16 protein-coding genes are annotated in these 15,977 nt (G+C 49.1%); 12 read left to right on the forward strand and 4 right to left on the reverse strand.

Going from position 1 to position 15,977, the window contains the following annotated elements; translation table 11 throughout:
• Positions 1 to 98: 98 nt before the first annotated feature.
• From pta to BGX14_RS10100, 7 genes are all read left to right on the forward strand, one after another.
• Positions 99 to 1,532 carry a phosphate acetyltransferase gene (gene pta / locus BGX14_RS10075; protein ID WP_073304883.1) on the forward strand — a complete coding sequence of 478 codons (1,434 nt, stop codon included), beginning with the start codon at positions 99 to 101 and terminating at the stop codon, positions 1,530 to 1,532.
• A 196-nt stretch (positions 1,533 to 1,728) separates the two neighbouring features.
• Positions 1,729 to 2,535 carry a hypothetical protein gene (locus BGX14_RS10080; protein ID WP_073304881.1) on the forward strand — a complete coding sequence of 269 codons (807 nt, stop codon included), beginning with the start codon at positions 1,729 to 1,731 and terminating at the stop codon, positions 2,533 to 2,535.
• 14 nt (positions 2,536 to 2,549) lie between these two features.
• Positions 2,550 to 3,263: a response regulator transcription factor gene (locus BGX14_RS10085; protein WP_073304822.1), complete on the forward strand. Its 714-nt coding sequence runs from the start codon at positions 2,550 to 2,552 to the stop codon at positions 3,261 to 3,263.
• On the forward strand, positions 3,263 to 5,065 hold the full coding sequence (locus tag BGX14_RS10090) for a sensor histidine kinase KdpD (protein ID WP_095879829.1): 1,803 nt from the start codon (positions 3,263 to 3,265) through the stop codon (positions 5,063 to 5,065). Before BGX14_RS10085 ends, BGX14_RS10090 begins: the two co-directional genes overlap by 1 nt.
• A 248-nt stretch (positions 5,066 to 5,313) precedes the next feature.
• Positions 5,314 to 6,663 carry an ATP-dependent 6-phosphofructokinase gene (locus tag BGX14_RS10095; protein ID WP_073304818.1) on the forward strand — a complete coding sequence of 450 codons (1,350 nt, stop codon included), beginning with the start codon at positions 5,314 to 5,316 and terminating at the stop codon, positions 6,661 to 6,663.
• A 44-nt stretch (positions 6,664 to 6,707) separates the two neighbouring features.
• A complete protein-coding gene (locus tag BGX14_RS15570; RefSeq protein ID WP_158222186.1) occupies positions 6,708 to 6,851 on the forward strand; it encodes a hypothetical protein in 144 nt (47 codons plus the stop codon).
• Positions 6,852 to 6,862: 11 nt separating this feature from the next.
• Complete coding sequence (locus BGX14_RS10100) at positions 6,863 to 7,609, forward strand: hypothetical protein (RefSeq protein WP_095879830.1); 747 nt, start codon at positions 6,863 to 6,865, stop codon at positions 7,607 to 7,609.
• Between the two features lie 104 nt (positions 7,610 to 7,713).
• Here the strand turns inward: BGX14_RS10100 and BGX14_RS15315 are convergent, their stop codons facing one another.
• The 4 genes from BGX14_RS15315 to BGX14_RS10120 all read right to left on the reverse strand — a co-directional run bounded on the left by BGX14_RS15315 (position 7,714) and on the right by BGX14_RS10120 (position 10,890).
• Positions 7,714 to 8,196 (reverse strand): hypothetical protein, encoded by a 483-nt coding sequence (locus tag BGX14_RS15315; RefSeq protein ID WP_143394216.1) that lies wholly within the window; start codon positions 8,194 to 8,196, stop codon positions 7,714 to 7,716.
• Positions 8,196 to 8,990, reverse strand: coding sequence for a hypothetical protein (locus BGX14_RS10110; protein ID WP_095879832.1), 795 nt, complete (start codon positions 8,988 to 8,990; stop codon positions 8,196 to 8,198). Before BGX14_RS10110 ends, BGX14_RS15315 begins: the two co-directional genes overlap by 1 nt.
• Position 8,991: 1 nt before the next feature.
• Positions 8,992 to 9,327, reverse strand: coding sequence for a hypothetical protein (locus BGX14_RS10115; protein ID WP_073304810.1), 336 nt, complete (start codon positions 9,325 to 9,327; stop codon positions 8,992 to 8,994).
• Positions 9,328 to 9,579: 252 nt separating this feature from the next.
• The gene (locus tag BGX14_RS10120; protein ID WP_073304808.1) at positions 9,580 to 10,890 is read right to left on the reverse strand and encodes a replication-associated recombination protein A; all 1,311 of its coding nucleotides are present in this window, start codon (positions 10,888 to 10,890) and stop codon (positions 9,580 to 9,582) included.
• A 183-nt stretch (positions 10,891 to 11,073) separates the two neighbouring features.
• Here BGX14_RS10120 and nuoB point away from each other — a divergent pair, with 183 nt between their 5' ends.
• The 5 genes from nuoB to nuoF are packed head-to-tail and all read left to right on the forward strand — an operon-like array spanning position 11,074 to position 15,965.
• Positions 11,074 to 11,721: an NADH-quinone oxidoreductase subunit NuoB gene (nuoB, locus tag BGX14_RS10125; RefSeq protein ID WP_353889894.1), complete on the forward strand. Its 648-nt coding sequence runs from the start codon at positions 11,074 to 11,076 to the stop codon at positions 11,719 to 11,721.
• Positions 11,721 to 12,374, forward strand: a complete 654-nt coding sequence (locus BGX14_RS10130; protein WP_073304804.1) for an NADH-quinone oxidoreductase subunit C — start codon at positions 11,721 to 11,723, stop codon at positions 12,372 to 12,374. The genes nuoB and BGX14_RS10130 overlap by 1 nt, the downstream gene beginning before the upstream one ends.
• Positions 12,371 to 13,564 (forward strand): NADH dehydrogenase (quinone) subunit D, encoded by a 1,194-nt coding sequence (gene nuoD, locus BGX14_RS10135; protein ID WP_095879833.1) that lies wholly within the window; start codon positions 12,371 to 12,373, stop codon positions 13,562 to 13,564. Before BGX14_RS10130 ends, nuoD begins: the two co-directional genes overlap by 4 nt.
• Entirely contained in the window at positions 13,561 to 14,652 is a 1,092-nt protein-coding gene (gene nuoE / locus BGX14_RS10140; protein ID WP_095879834.1) for an NAD(P)H-dependent oxidoreductase subunit E, read from the forward strand. Before nuoD ends, nuoE begins: the two co-directional genes overlap by 4 nt.
• A 2-nt stretch (positions 14,653 to 14,654) precedes the next feature.
• Positions 14,655 to 15,965: an NADH-quinone oxidoreductase subunit NuoF gene (gene nuoF, locus BGX14_RS10145; RefSeq protein ID WP_073304798.1), complete on the forward strand. Its 1,311-nt coding sequence runs from the start codon at positions 14,655 to 14,657 to the stop codon at positions 15,963 to 15,965.
• Positions 15,966 to 15,977 lie beyond the last annotated feature (12 nt).

Raw genomic sequence — 15,977 nt, forward strand, 5'->3', positions numbered from 1 at the left:
GGGGCTAGCCCTAGGGAACTTTTTTTCTTCCCGATTCAACCTATATCAGTCGCATTGACGGTGAAAATTCGCGATTGAAAAATTCTCGGAGTAAAAAAATGAAACATATCTTTCTCGTTGCGCCGGCTGCTGTCGGCATTGATTTGGCTTACGCCACAAAATCCGTTTTTGAAACCGTCCAAAAGGAATCCGCCTCTGCTGAAATGTGGGTTGCCGCTGAAAAAGTGCCCGCGATTCTCCAATCTGTCGAAGCGGACTCCGCTATGGAAGCCATTGTGGGGATTGTTCAGGAATCTTCTGCAGAGACGTTGGTCGTTGCCGGGGTTTCTTTTCAGGAAAGCGTCCGCGCGGAGCAAATAAATATGCTGTTGGCAGCGGCTCTTGATGCGGATGTCGTTCTCGTTGCGGATTCCGACGAGTCGGGAGCTCTTGTTGCTGCCGACTTTGCTCTGCAAAAAATTCGGGTGGCTTTTGTTTGTGCCGAGGGCGATTGCGCCCATGCGGAAGCGGTAAAGAAAATTCTGGACAATGAAACCGAGCATCGGATTTCCCAAGCGGAATTTCGTCGGAATCTGATTCGGTTGGCTTCGCGCCATCTCAAACGGATCGTTCTTCCAGAAGGAGCCGAACCTCGTACGCTGAAGGCGGCAATAGAAGCTTACAATCGCAAAATCGCCATTCCCGTTTTGATTGCGAAAAAGGCCGATGTTGAAGCGGAAGCCGCCCGGCAGAACTTGACGATTCCCGACGGATTTGAAATCATTGAACCGACTGCGGAATTGGCTGAAAAATATGTGCCGCTGCTGGTGGAACTTCGCAAAGCTAAAGGGATGACCGAAGAAAAAGCCCGAGAGACTCTTAAAGATTCGGTTTTCCTCGGTACGATGATGCTCAAGAAAAATGAAGTGGATGGGCTGGTTTCGGGTGCCGTCCATTCGACTGCTGATACGGTTCGTCCCGCCTTGCAGATTATCAAGTGCGCGCCTGGCGTCAAATCCATCAGTTCCGTATTTTTTGTGTGCCTCCCTTCGCAGACTTATGTGTTTGGCGATTGCGCAATCAACCTGAATCCGACCGATGAAGAACTCGCAGGCATTGCTATCCAGAGCTACGATACGGCCAAGGCTTTCGGTATTCCGGCTCGGGTTGCCATGCTCAGTTATGGCACGGGAAAAAGCGGCAAGGGCGATGATGTGGAATTGGTCGTTAATGCGACGCAAAAAATTCGGGAAGCCCGCCCTGATATTCCTGTCGATGGACCGCTGCAATACGACGCGGCTACCACGGAAGACGTTGCAAGGCTGAAGGCTCCAGAAAGCAAGGTAGCTGGCAAGGCGACTGTGTGCATTTTCCCCGATCTTTCGGCGGGAAACATCTGCTATAAGGCTGTCCAGCGTTCCGCTCCGGGAGTTATCGCCGTGGGGCCTATGCTTCAGGGACTTGCTAAACCCGTGAATGACCTTTCCCGCGGTGCGCTCGTCGAAGATATCGTATATACCATCGCTCTGACTTCGATTCAAGCACAGGCCTAATTCTTTTGCGCGGAAAGCGGGGTGGATGCTCCGCTTTTTTACGCCAAAGTTTTTCATTTTGGCGTAATTTGCGTTTTTTCTGCTCATTTTCGTATTGATGCAGGATACAAGCCGTGCTTTAAAGGAAAAAAATTATCCGTTTTTCGCCGTTTTAATATACTTTGGGGGTAAACCTACTCACCGAGGAGTTTTCGGAATGAATTTTAAAATATTTGCCGCCGTTGCAGCCCTTTGTGTTGCCCCGTCTTTTGCCATTGTTGGAATCGGTTTTCATTACGCTCCGAATTTCGGTACTAGCATGGATGCGGTACAGAACGAACATTTGCTCGATTTGTCCGCGAGCAAAGACGGCTCTTCCCTCTCTCTCGGTTCGGTGGATTATCGCCACGGCTCCTTTAGCGGCGTTCAGGGATTCGGTATTAAAGTTTGGGTGGACTTCCTTCCGATTATCGATGTGGAAGCGACTTATAATTTGCAGTGGGGTTCCTACAGTTCGACCCTGACTTTAAACGGTGCAGACGGTTCGGTAAAAGAACAGGATATCGAATTGGAATTTGACGGGGTTCCTTTCGGCAAGGCTTCTCCGAAATTCATTGCGATGAACGGCGACCTTTCTATCACCTATCCGATCACGAGTCTTCCGATCATTCGACCCTATATCGGTGGCGGTATTACTTACTATCTCAGCACTCCGGTGATGACGACAAAATTCATCAAAAAATATACGGACCATCTTGATGGTGAACTTAAAACGGCATTCCTTGCAGGAACGATGACCGAAGATCAGATGAAACAGCTGGCTCATAATCTTTCCGAAGAATTGCAGGACGACGGATTGAATACGAATTTGGGCGGACACATTCTTGTGGGTGTTCGCGCCAAGCTGCCGATTATTCCGATTGCGGCTTATGTGAATGGAAAGTATTATTTTGGTGTGGACTATGATTCTGCCGTTGACGCTTCTTCTTTTGTTTTGGAAGCCGGCGTAGGCTTTGCTCTTTAATCGTTGGAGTTTTCATGGATAAAAAGAATTCAAATGTGACGATTCTCGTTATAGAAGACGAAATTGCGATTGCAGAAGGTCTTGTGGATCTTTTGGAATTTCAAGGCTATCGTGTAAAGCATGTCGCTGATGGCATTTCAGGTTTGGAAGAAGGTTTGAGCGGCAAATACGGGCTGATTCTTTTGGATTTGATGCTCCCCGGCATGGACGGCTTTACCGTTTGCGATAAAATCCGCGAAAAGGACAAGGATATTCCGATTATCATTCTTTCGGCAAAAAATACCGACAAAGATATTATCGACGGGCTCAAATACGGAGCGGACGATTATGTTCCAAAGCCTTTTGCCGTCCCCATGCTGCTGGCTCGTATTTCTGCGGTTTTACGCCGTGCGCGCCAGACTATGGAAGGCGATGGCAAATTGGTTGCGGGGAATCTCCGGGTGAATTTCCGGGAATACAGCGGTTTCCGCGGTTCCGAAAAATTGTCGTTCACGCGAAAGGAAATTGAAATTCTGGAATATCTGTGGAATAATCGGGATCGTGCGGTTCCCCGGGCGGAATTGCTGAATAAAGTCTGGGGCTACGAAAACGCAGAATCGGTTGATACTCGAACCGTGGATATCCACATTACAAAGCTTCGCAAAAAAATTGAAGACGACCCGTCGCATCCGTGCCTGCTGGTCACATTCCGCGGCGAAGGCTATCAACTCAGAGAAACACCGGACTGATGAATCGGCTCAAGCTGATTTTCATCTTCTTGTTTTTGGTGATAGCGATTCCGGTCGCTATCCTTTTAGTTAATTCCTATCAGCATTTTGAAACGGAATCCCAATACGCTTACAAGGAACAGGCGTATTTTATTTTGCAAATGCTGAATCAGCGTATTTACGATGATTTGGCTATCGAAGAGCAACGCTCGTATTCGGAATATCGTTTTATTCGGGCGGTTCCCATTATCGGCGGCGAGGAAGTCACCATTTCCAAGCTGGCGGAAATGCCCATTCGCAGTCATTATGGCGGCATGATCGGCTATTTTCAGCTGGATCCGGACGGTGGAATGCACACACCTGTTTTGCCGGATGGGATTCTGGAAAAAATCCCCGTGGAAGATCGGGCGAAACGGGAAATCGTGCGGGACAGCATCCAGAATGTGCTGAAGCAATTGGATTTGCACAATGAAGGTTTGCAGCGGACGCAGGTGCAGGCCAGCACTCAAGACAGTTTGGATCGCCTTTATGGAAAAAATCTGAAACTCGCCGTCAAATTGAATGATTCCAAAAAATTCCAGCGGCGTTACGAGCAAAGTTCCCAAACGGAAAGTTTTCTTTTTGATGTGGAATCGGCGAGAATTCTCCGCATTTCGGAAAACGGGCGGGAAGAAACCGAAGACGATTCTCTTCAGGTGCCCAATATCCTTGAAGTGGAAATCGATCCTTTTCAGGCGACTCTTAACGAGAATTACATCGTCTATTATCGTAACGTGTGGAGAAACAACGAACAGTTTATCCAAGGTTATGCCGTGCGAGTCCGTCCTTACTTGGAAAATCTGGTCATCAATGAATTGCAGTTCAATCCGGCGGAACAGGGCATTTCCTTGGAATTTGGCACCAAGCAAAAACCCTTTGTGACTTTTGGTAGCAAAGCCAATTCCCGAGGTGTCTTGCTGGAAATCCCGCTGCAATTCCCTTTGAACGAAATGCTGCTTTCCGTTTATTTGACGGATGCGGGTTCCAGTCACAGCTGTTTCTTTTTGATTTTAATCGGTCTGGTGATGTTCACTGTCTTGGCGGGGGGATTTATCGCCGTTTTCCGTTCGACGAGGAGCCAGCTTCAGCTTGCCAACAAGCGGCAGGATTTTGTTTCGGCGGTAAGTCATGAATTGAAAACGCCGCTGACAGCGATTCGGATGTATGCGGAACTGCTGCAAAATTCCTGGGTCGCCAATGAAACAAAACGCCAGAAATATTACGGCTTAATTGTGGGCGAAACGGAAAGGCTTTCCCGGTTGATTCAGAACGTGTTGAACCTTTCCAAATTGGAACGCGGAAACTGGAACGTGCAATTCACCCGGATCAATCCCAAGACGATTCTCGATACTTTTGTTTCGACCTACACGCAAAACGTGGAAAAGAACGGATTTGATTTGACGGTCACGAGCGATATTTGCAATATGCAGCTGACTTTGGATAAAGACGCCGTGATGCAAGTTCTGATGAATGTGGTGGACAATTCTCTCAAATTTGCGAGAAATTCTGCCTACAAGATGATTGCGCTGGAGTTGCGCGTTGCCGAAAACGATGTGTATTTTGTGGTTCGGGATTATGGACCCGGCATTCCGCCCAAGGAAATGGAGCACGTCTTTGACGAGTTTTATCGGGTGGGTAACGAAATGACGCGCACGACGTCGGGAACGGGAATCGGCCTTTCCATGGTCAAAAAGCTTTGCGATAAGACCAATATGAAGGTGGAAATTGAAAATGCGAATCCCGGATTGCGGACAAAACTGCACTTGCCGATGCTGGATATTTAAGACCGGCATTTAGACGTGAACGAACTTTATCGGCGAGCCTTTGAAGAGAATGCTTCGGCTATTTCTGCGGCCAGAGAGAATGTTTTGTCTTCGGAATTGTAATTCTGTTTTTTGTTAATGAATGTCCGTTTATCTTGGCCGAAGACCTTTTAAGAATCAAAAAAATCCAGCAAACATTTTATCTCAAAATGGTTATACCTTTGTCGCCCATCTTTTTTTAAATTTCCAAGCAGAAAAGCGAGGCTCTTATGACAAAGGAAGACATTCTCGAAAACCCGGACAACTACGATCTTTCCATTGAAACCGTTGGCAAAGGCACTTTGGTTTCCCCGATGAAAGGACTGAAATTCGTTGACGACAGCAAACGCGTCAGTTTGGCAACGGATGTGGAGTCCTTGGAAAAATTTGTCCATTCGAGCAAAGGGATTCCTTCGCTGGAAGCGGCGGGGCCTCGCGAAATGATTTATCATGACCCGTCTTGGACTCGGGCGGCGATTGTCACTTGTGGCGGGCTTTGCCCCGGTTTGAACAATGTGATTAAAAGCCTTGTTCGTGTTCTGTGGTTTGATTATGGCGTGCGCAATATCTTCGGCATTCCTTACGGATATCGCGGATTGAATCCGGATTATGGATACGCTCCCAAGATTTTGGATCCGGACATTGTCGATAATATCCAGGAAGACGGCGGCACGATTTTGGGCAGTTCCCGTGGCGAACAAAGTTCCGAAGTGATGGTGGATACGCTCATGCGCTTGAACATCAATATGCTTTTTTGCATTGGCGGGGACGGTACTCTTCGGGGAGCCCGTGATATCGCTAAAGAAGTCAAGCGCCGTCATCAGCCGATTTCGGTGATAGGCATTCCCAAAACCATTGACAACGATTTGAATTTGGTGGACCGGACGTTCGGCTTTGAAACCGCTGTTTTGGCCGCTTGTGCAGTCATCAATAGTGCGCATTGTGAAGCGAATGGCGCTTACAATGGGCTTGGACTTGTCAAGCTAATGGGAAGGGATTCGGGATTTATTGCTGCCGATGCCGCTTTGGCTACGACCGTTGTGAACTTTTGCCTGATTCCCGAAGTTCCTTTTAAATTAGAGGGTGAAGGCGGGCTGTTTAACGCTTTGGAAAATCGCTATGCCATCGGCAAAACGCACGCCGTTGTTGTCGTTGCCGAAGGTGCGGGACAGCATTTGTTCAAAGGCCTTCCGCAAAGAAAGGATGCTTCGGGAAATATCCTCAAATACGATATTGGCGACTATCTGGTGGAAAAAATCGATGAGCATTTCAAAAAAATCGGAATGGAAATCAACATCAAATATTTTGACCCAAGTTACACGGTCCGCAGTATTCCCGCCAAAGGAACCGATGCCATTTTTTGTCATCAGCTTGCAGAAAATGCCGTCCATGCGGCGATGGCTGGCAAAACGAATATGGTCGTGGGCAGCATGAATGGAAAATTTACGCATGTTCCTATCGACTTTGCTGTCAGCGAACGCCGAAAAATCAAGCCCGATAGCCCGCTTTGGCACGCCGTTCTCGGCTCTACTCGGCAATTGGATTACTTTAACGGAAAACAAAAACGTAAAAAGCAATAAATCGTAACAAACAAGCGGACAAAGATTTTTAATTTATAGCTACTATGCTCAAGAAAGAAGAAAAAGTCATCATCCGCACAGCTCTTATGGAGTATCGCAACCTTCTTTTTAAGGCATTCCATGGAACTGAAGAAGAAAAAAGCCGGATTGCTTCGGTGAACAAGCTTCTTCAGACTTGGAAAATCTAGCCGGGAAAGCGATGCTTCGCATTGTTGTTTGCCTTTTTTTGCTGGCGGGAATCGCTCTTGCCAACAAAGATTTGGAAACGGGAAATTATTGGTTTGATAACCGAGCGCAAAATTCCAAAAACGACCATGCGGATTCTTCCATTGTTGAAAAGATGATCAACGCTTATAAACGTGCGCTGAAAGATTCTTCGGTGCAAGAAAAAGCGGCAGAGCGTCTTTTGTATGCCTATTATTTTAAGGGCTGTTATGCGGTTTCGGATCACAAGACCCGTTTGAAGCTTTTTGCCGAATCCAAAAAATTCGGCGAAGAAATGTATGCGAAATACCCGAAAAACAAGGTTATCATTTCGCTTTATGCTCAAAATCTTTCGCTGTGGGCGAACGAATATGGAGCGTTTCAGGCGGTTAAAGAAGGCATTGCCAAAAAAGTGCGGGATCTTTCCACAGAAGCGGAAAACTGGCAGTTTTTGGGACGAGTGCATCAGTTGCTCCCTTACATTCCCATTCTTTTGAACTGGCCCGATAAAGATTTGGCAGATAAGTATTTAGTGATGGCGCATCAAAAAGAACCGGAGGACATCAATACGATGCTCTTTATTGCGGAATTGCGAACGGACCAAAAGCGTTATCAGGAAGCTTTGCAAATGGTCGAAGAAGCTTTAAAACGCGGAGTGCGCCCGACGTTTGTCGTCGAAGACAAGCGAACCCGCTGGAAATTGAAAAATCTTCGCCAGAAAATCAAAGAAAAGATGGAATAAGGCTGAGGTCGGAAGACCGCCCTAACTGCCGACAAGTCGCCCTTTCTTATTTTCACTAGCCCTTTGGTGGATAAGGCGGCGACAGAGCTTCCCTTTGTTAGACTTTATTCAATCGACGGATAAGATTCCTGATCCGAAATGGCTTCGTCCAAATCTTTCAACGGGAACTTCAAAAGGGCTTCCCAATTCGCCACATACAGGGTATCACCGACGGCAACCATATCAAAAGAAGCGGCATGAGCTAGACAAATAAGGTGGGAGCAAAAGTTGCCAAAAATCCATCGCCAGCCCTTTTCCTCATTTCCGTATGGAGGCCCATAGTCACCCATGTAAACATAAGGTGCCGCATCGCTACCTGCAACAAACAAATGTTTTCCATCTGAAGCTAGGGAAAAACGCCGGTACGGCCCATTCTTATAAACTCTATGTCCACGATAGGGGTCGGCAAAAGGGTCCGTCGTGTCAATAGTCTCGTCGTAGGTCTCAATGACGCTGTCTATAGGGTTCCACAAGTCCAATGCTTCGTCATATTCAAGGATGCTGGTAGAAGAATATTGACCTATAACATAGATTTTACCCTTATGCACTACATGTCCATAATTCCTTCTGTCGTATCATTTTCATCAAGCCATGTTGCCCAACTAGGGTATGGATATTTCGCCATCTTTTTCCAGCTGCCGTCATAGCGCCACATGCCACGGGCACCGCTAATCGTGTACAACTTGCCATTTAGCTCAACCCCCTTGTGGAACTGCATCGGGTTTTCCTTGGGCGAATCGTAGTTATACGTGATATCCACCCATCCGGTATCCGTCTGCATTTTCATCGTAAGCTTTATGGTTTCGTTGCGCTTATCGGTACGGTCCTCGAAGCCGGCGAGGCATACAACGGGGCGGCCTTGGTAAATGGCAATTCCATAGACGTTGTACAAACCGAGCGAATCAAACGGGTGCGCATATATTACGTCCCACTTGCCGCGATCGAAATCGTACTTCAGGGCCTTGCCGCTGAGCTGGGTTCCGGCATAGAGGCCTGTGGAGGCCCCGTACACGTAGCGAATCCACTCGGAACTGGCAAGCGTGTCCCAATGAGTCGATCCAATTTTTGAGGCAAATACCCTTGGGGTATAGGTGACAGACTCCAGGGAAGTATACTCGTTGCTGGACCAGTAATCGTCAACCAGAACAATCCTGTCGCCGACATGATAAATAGATTTCAGGCCTCCAAACGACTTGGATTCGTCTAGCACCGGGATGAAATCCCCCTTGCGCCAGCCAAAATCCGGATCGTATTCTTTCTCTCTGTAGGCCTGCGTTACCGAAGATTCGTCGAAACAGGCGAACAGAAGCAACGCCAAAAGGAAAATGCACAGATTCTTCATGTCAAATTCTCCATACATACTGGAGATTCAAGAGACTGGGTGCATCGTATGCCTTGCATTCTTCAACGGAAGGTGCTTTCCCGAAAATCACATTTCCTTCGGAAACAAGCAACGCAATTTCGCAGACGGTTTTGTCGAAGGGACTCCAGTCTGTCAAATGAAGCCCAACATTCTCACAAACATTGTAAGGCAAATAAGTCTCGTCATAAGGAACATTCCATTGAACTTCTTCTGTAATTTTTGAAGGATAATTATTAAAAGATTTTACGGCGTCATCATAATCCGTTTCTGCAAAAGCTGTTGCAGAAAACAACGCGAACAATAATCTTGCTTTCATAAAGCATTCTCGTTAAAAAACGAAAAGTTGCTGTAAATTTTAATAAGTTATAAAATCGTTCCAGCTTTGCTGATGTTAATTCGTTAAAAATGACGGTTGCTAACAAAAAAATGTTTCAAAATTCTTTCATAAAGTCGCAATTATGTGAGTGTGATTAACAGAGGCTTGGCGCATTTCAGATGCGCAAGAGCGACTACACTGAACATACTTGCGTAAGGAATGAGGCGGTCACTTTCACCTAGCCACTACCCACTAATAACTTTTTCTCTCCTCGCTCTTGGCTTTTTTGATGGCTTTTAATTCGGCGAGGCGGTCGGCGAGTTTTTTTTCTTTGCCGTATTCTGTCGGCGTATAAATTTCTGTGCCGACAAGTTCTTTGGGCAGATGTTCTTGTGCGGAATAGGCTCCTGGGCTGTCGTGATCGTATAAGTAGCCGTTGCCGTAACCCAGTTGCTTGCCGACTTGGGTGACCGAATTGCGGAACGCTCTTGGTACGGGCAAAGTTCCCGTCCGCTTGATAATCTGATCGGCGGTCATGCCGGCGACTTCTACGCTGTTGCTTTTGGGCGCAAGAGCCAAGTAGATGGCAACTTCATCCAGCCCGATGAGCCCTTCGGGAACTCCCAAAAAATCAAAAGCTTCCCGGGCGGCGGTAGCGAGTAAAATCGCATTGGGATCGGCGAGTCCCACGTCTTCCATCGCCATACGGATAAGACGGCGTAAAATAAATCGCGGGTCTTCGCCTCCTTGCAGCATCCGGTGCAGCCAATAAACGGCAGCGTCCGGGTCGCTTCCTCGAATGGATTTGTGAAGAGCCGAAATCAGGTTGTAATGTTCTTCGCTGGACTTGTCGTAACGGAGCGGTTTTTTATACTGGATTTCGTCCAGCATTTTTTCGTCGATGGTTTTGCGCCCGCCCAAATTTTTGGCGATCCATTCGATTTGGTTTAGCAGAAAACGCGCATCGCCATCGGCTTGGGCGACGAGTTTTGCCATAGATTCTTCGGAAATTTCAACGTCTTGAAGCCCGAGCCCGCGGGGGTGTTCCTTGAGGGCGAGAAGCGCCAATTGGGAAAGTTCCGCCGTCGAAAGCGGAGCGAATAGAATCAGCTGGCATCGGGAAAGGAGCGCTGAATTGACTTCAAACCCCGGATTTTCCGTCGTTGCGCCAATCAACGTAATCGTTCCGTCTTCGACCGCTTTGAGAAGGGCGTCCTGCTGGCTTTTATTGAAGCGGTGGATTTCGTCGATAAATAGAATCGTCCTCAGGCCCATTTCCAAATTCGCTTTGGCTTCGGCGAGAACCGCCTTGACTTCTTTGACGCCGCATTCTACGGCGGAAAGGGAAACAAAGCGCTTTTGGGTGTGCATCCGGATGACGTTGGCCAAACTGGTTTTTCCACAGCCCGGAGGCCCCCAGAAAATCATGCTGGGTACGGAATCGCTTTCGACGCTTTGCCGAAGCATGCTCTTGTCTCCCAGAATTTTGTTCTGTCCTAAAAATTCGTCGAGGGAAGTCGGGCGTAAACGTTCCGCCAAGGGCTTTTCATTGGGATTGTTCATCGCGTGCAAATATAGCAACGATTTTGTGCAGTGCACAAGAAAGGAGGGACTCTATTTTAACCGGAGAGGAAAAGGGAAATTTTGAACGTTTCTTTAAGCGAGGAATGCGGGGCGAACATTTTTGGCGTTTTCGTTTGCAAAAGCCGTTCAAATTGCTAATTTTGGAGCCGATATTTACGAGGTATCTCTATGGCAGTTGAAGCCCAAGAAGCCAATTTCTTTACAACGAAACTGGACTTCATCGTCAACTGGGGACGTAAAAACTCCCTGTGGCCTTTCCCTTATGGAACGGCATGTTGTGCGATTGAATTTATGAGTACGGAAACAAGCCCCTACGACCTTTCTCGGATAGGGTCCGAATACGTCCGCTTTACACCGCGCCAGTCCGATGTTCTGGCTGTTCAAGGAACGATTACTTACAAGCAGGCGCCGATTCTCAAACGTATTTACGAGCAGATGGCGGAACCGAAATGGGTCATTGCTATGGGAGCCTGCGCAACGTCCGGCGGCATTTACGATTGCTATTGCACGGTGCCCGGGATTGATAATATTATTCCTGTGGATGTTTATATCGGCGGTTGCCCCAGCCGTCCCGAGGCGTTCTTCGATGCCATGTTCGAAATCCAGAAAAAACTTTCGGACGAATCCTATATGCAGCAGCGCAAGGAACGTGTGAAGGAACAGTGGGAAGCTTTGCAGGCTAAAACGGCGCAGGCCAAAGCCGAACTGGCGGAATATTCGCACGAGAAAGTTCGGGAATGGAAAGAAAAGGCGGAAAACATCAAAGATTCCGCAATCCGCAAGGCTGAATTTTGGAAGGAGAATCCGTAATGGCAGTCTCTGAAGAAAATGTGAAGGAACCGGTTGTCGCGACAGCCGAAGCCCGCAAGTCCTTTGAAGAGCAGGCGCTTGCCCGCTTGGAAAATTTCGGAGGCGTTCGTTCCGAAAAAAATCCGTGGAGCTTGACGGTCGTCGTGAATAGCGCTCGGTTGCATGATGCGGTTCTCGCTGTCCGCGATGAACTCGGACTCGATATGCTGCTCGACATTGTCGGCATCGACTACTTGGGATTCAAAGACTACGCCGGACCACGGTTTGCGGTCGAATATGTTTTCAAAAGCGTCTATGACCCGGCCAAGCGTCTTATTTTGAAAGTCTTTGCTGAAGAAGCGGACTTGAAAATCCCGACTATTTCCGATCTTTATGAAATTGCGAATTGGCAGGAACGCGAAGTTTATGACCAGTATGGCGTGACTTTTGTCGGGCATCCGGACTTGCGCCGCTTGTTGAACCATGTTGAATTTGTCGGGCATCCGCTCCGCAAGGATTATCCGGCGCATCGCCGCCAGTGGCTTTCCACGAACGATTATCTGTATCCGGCGCTGGAAAAGCGGCTGGAATCCAAAGGCTACAAGATTTTGGAACGTCCGGAAGAAATCCTGCCGAACGAAGTTGAATTTTTGCAAGGGAGCATCAAGAAATGAAAGTTCTCACTCCTGATGGTGAACAAAAGAACTTGATGGTGCTGAATATCGGCCCGTCGCATGGTGCCACGCATGGCTGCCTTCGCTACATTACGGCTTTGGACGGCGAAAACATCGTCGCTTCTGTGGGCGAAATCGGCTACTTGCACCGCGGATTTGAAAAAATGGCGGAACGGGGAAATTGGCAGCAGGTTTTGCCGCTCACGGACCGCCTCGACTATTGCTCGGCGATGATGAACAACTTTGCCTATTGCCGCGCAGCCGAACAAATGCTCGGTATCGAAATCCCCGAACGCGCCAAAGTGCTGCGGGTGATTGTCAATGAACTTTCCCGTATTGCGGACCACTTTATTTGCGTTGCCGCCGCTGCGCAGGATCTGGGTTCGACGACAGGTTTCTTTTACCTGTTCGACTCCCGGGAAATGACGATGCGCATTTGGGAAAAATTGACCGGTGCTCGCTTGACGAACAGCTATGGGCGAATCGGCGGGCTTTATCGCGACACTTACGAAGGCTTTGAAGAAGACGTTCTTCGCGTGTGCAAACAGGTCGAAAAGAACTTGCACGACGTGCACGCTTGCTTTGACAGAAACCGCATTTTCTTGGACAGAACGGTCGATGTGGGAAACATCAGCCCGGAAAAGGCAATTCAGTTTGGCTGGACCGGACCTTGTCTGCGGGCGACCGGAGTCGCTAGCGACTTGCGCAAAGACGAACCGTATTGGGATTACGAAACCTACGATTGGAACGTGGTCACGGGAACGCACGGCGATGTTTATGACCGCCTGATGGTGCGTCTTGCCGAAGCGGAAGAATCGGTGAAAATTATCCGCCAGGCGTTGAAGCGTTTGGCACCGGGCCCTGTCAGCGTAGAGGATCCGAGAATCCGCATCCCTTCGCACGAACGAATTTACCAAGAAATGGAAGCGTTGGCGGGACACTTTAAAAGCGTCCTCGAAGGCATTCGCATTCCAGCCGGGGAATACTATTCCGGCTCCGAAACCGCGAACGGCGAACTCGGATTTACCCTGATTTCTGACGGTTCCGGCCATCCCTGGAGAGTGAAAGTCCGCCCGCCGTGCTTTACGCAATTTGCCGCTTTCCATGAACTGGTGGAAGGCAGCCTGATTGCCGACTCCATTGCCTGCCTTTCGAGCATCAATATCATTGCAGGAGAATTGGACAGATGAGTATTCTTAAAGGCGCCATTCAAGACGTTGCAAACAATACGCTGGCCTATACGCATGGCCCAACGCCTGTCGAAACATATCCCTCTCCCGCGGAACAATTCGGGCATGCCAATCCGATTCAGAAGCAGCCGACCTGGGCGGAAATCGCCCCCAAGCTTGAAACGGCGGCGATCAAAGCCCGTGTTGCCGATATGCTTTCCCGCTATCCTGTGAAGCAGGGGGCGCTTCTTGAAGTCCTGTGGATTGCTCAAGACGCTATCGGATGGCTTCCGCACGAAGCGATTCGTTGGGCTGCCGATGTCTGTGCCTGTTCTCCGGCGCACGCCTACGGCGTTTCGACTTTCTACACGATGTACAAGCACGTTCCGACGGGAAGATTTCTTTTGCAGTTCTGCCACAATGTGAGCTGCCATTTGCGCGGGGCGGAAAGCATGCTGGAATACGCCCGCAAGTCGCTGAACTTGAAACCGGGCGAAACGACTCCGGACGGTCTTTTCACCATTGTGGAAGTGGAATGCCTTGCCGCTTGCGGAAACGCTCCTGCGATGCTGGTGAACGACGACTACGCGACCGATGTGGAAAACGGTGAACTGGTGATGAAGCCCGGCGTTTGCTTGACCCCGGAACGTTTTGATAAAATTTTGCAGTGGTGCTACGCTCGTGAAGAAAAATTCCCGAATGCGGAACCTCCGCGGGAAGTTCTTGGCGGCGTGGTGAAAGGACACGGCGGACATCCGGGTGCTCCCGGGGCGACGGCAAAGCCGCAAAATCCGACGTATGCTCCTCCGGCTCCGGTTTTGAATGTCGTCGCTCTTGTCGATGAAAACGGCGCGACCCTTACCTGGAAAAGCGCTCCGGAATGTACAGAGCTTTCTGTGGAAAAAAACATGAACGGTTCCTGGACGGAAGTCGGCAAACCCGGCGTTAAAGACAAGACGTTTGTAGATGCTTCGGGTAAAGTCGGTGACGAATATCGGATGATTGCGACGAGCGGAACCCGTACGGCGAAGCCTTCTCCAGTTTCTAAAGCCAAGGCGGCTCCGCTTCCCGAAGATTCCGCAGCACCAGTAACGGCAAAGAAGGTCTGATTATGCAAGAGTCGATGAAAGTTTGTACGGGAAATTTTGGAAAGAACGCCCAGAGCATCGATGCCTACAAGAAGCTCGGCGGCTATTCTACGATTTCCGAGCATCTTTTTGAAATGTCCCAGTTTGAAGTGATTGACCGCGTGCAGCGTTCTGGACTTCGCGGGCGTGGCGGTGCGGGATTTCCCACGGGAATGAAGTGGAGCTTTGTTCCCCGCAATACGGGCAAGCCTGTCTATATTGTGGTGAATGCCGATGAAGGCGAAGGCGGAACGTTCAAAGATCACTTTTTGCTTTTGGAAGATCCGCATCGTTTGATCGAAGGCCTGATTATCGCTGGATGGGCACTAGGGGCCCGCAGTGCCTACATTTATGCTCGCGGCGAATTTCTGCCGTGCATCGAAAGCGTGAACAAAGCACTGAACGAAGCTTACGCGGCGGGTTATCTGGGCGAAAACATCCTGGGAACCCAATTCAGCTTTGACATTTTCGTCCATCGTGGTGCCGGCGCTTACATTTGCGGTGAAGAAACGGCTCTCATCAATTCGCTGGAAGGCCAAAAGGGACAGCCCCGTTTGAAGCCGCCTTTCCCGGCGGTCGCTGGCGCATGGGCATCGCCGACCTGTGTGAACAACGTCGAAACGATTATGTCGTTGCCTTGGATTTTTTCGCATCCGGTCGAAGAATACACCAAAATGGGAACTCCCAGAGCTCACGGCACAAAAGTCTTTTGCGTCTCGGGCGACGTCAAGCGTCCGGGAATCTACGAAGCTCCTTTGGGAACTCCGCTCATGGAAATGCTCGAAAGCGAGGAATACTGCCAGGGCGTCATCGGAAAACTGAAAGGCGTCATTCCGGGCGGCTCTTCTTGTCCGCCGCTTCTTCCCGAAGAATGCGAGCACGCTACTTTGGACTATGAGTGCATGGCTTCGCTGAAAACCATGTTCGGTTCTGGCGCCATCATCGTCTTTAACGATTCGCACAATGCGGTCGATATTTTGGACGTTCTCGGGCATTTCTACTCGCACGAATCCTGCGGACAATGCACTCCCTGCCGCGAAGGAACGGGATTTGCCAAGCGCGTTCTGGACGCCATTGTCAAGGGCGAAGGTCACGACGGCGACATCGAGCTGTTGCAAAGCATTTCCGCGGGTTTTGGCGGAACGACGATTTGCCCGCTCTCCATTTCCTTGGGCGGTCCGCTGAACGTGTACACGAGAAAATATCGTGCCGACTTTGAAGAATACATCGCAAAAAATCCGAAACATGCGGAACCTCGTTTAAGATCAACCGTTCGTTTGGGAGCATACTGGTAATATTATGAGCAA

Source organism: Fibrobacter sp. UWS1, from assembly GCF_002300445.1.
Classification (GTDB): Bacteria; Fibrobacterota; Fibrobacteria; order Fibrobacterales; family Fibrobacteraceae; genus Hallerella; species Hallerella intestinalis.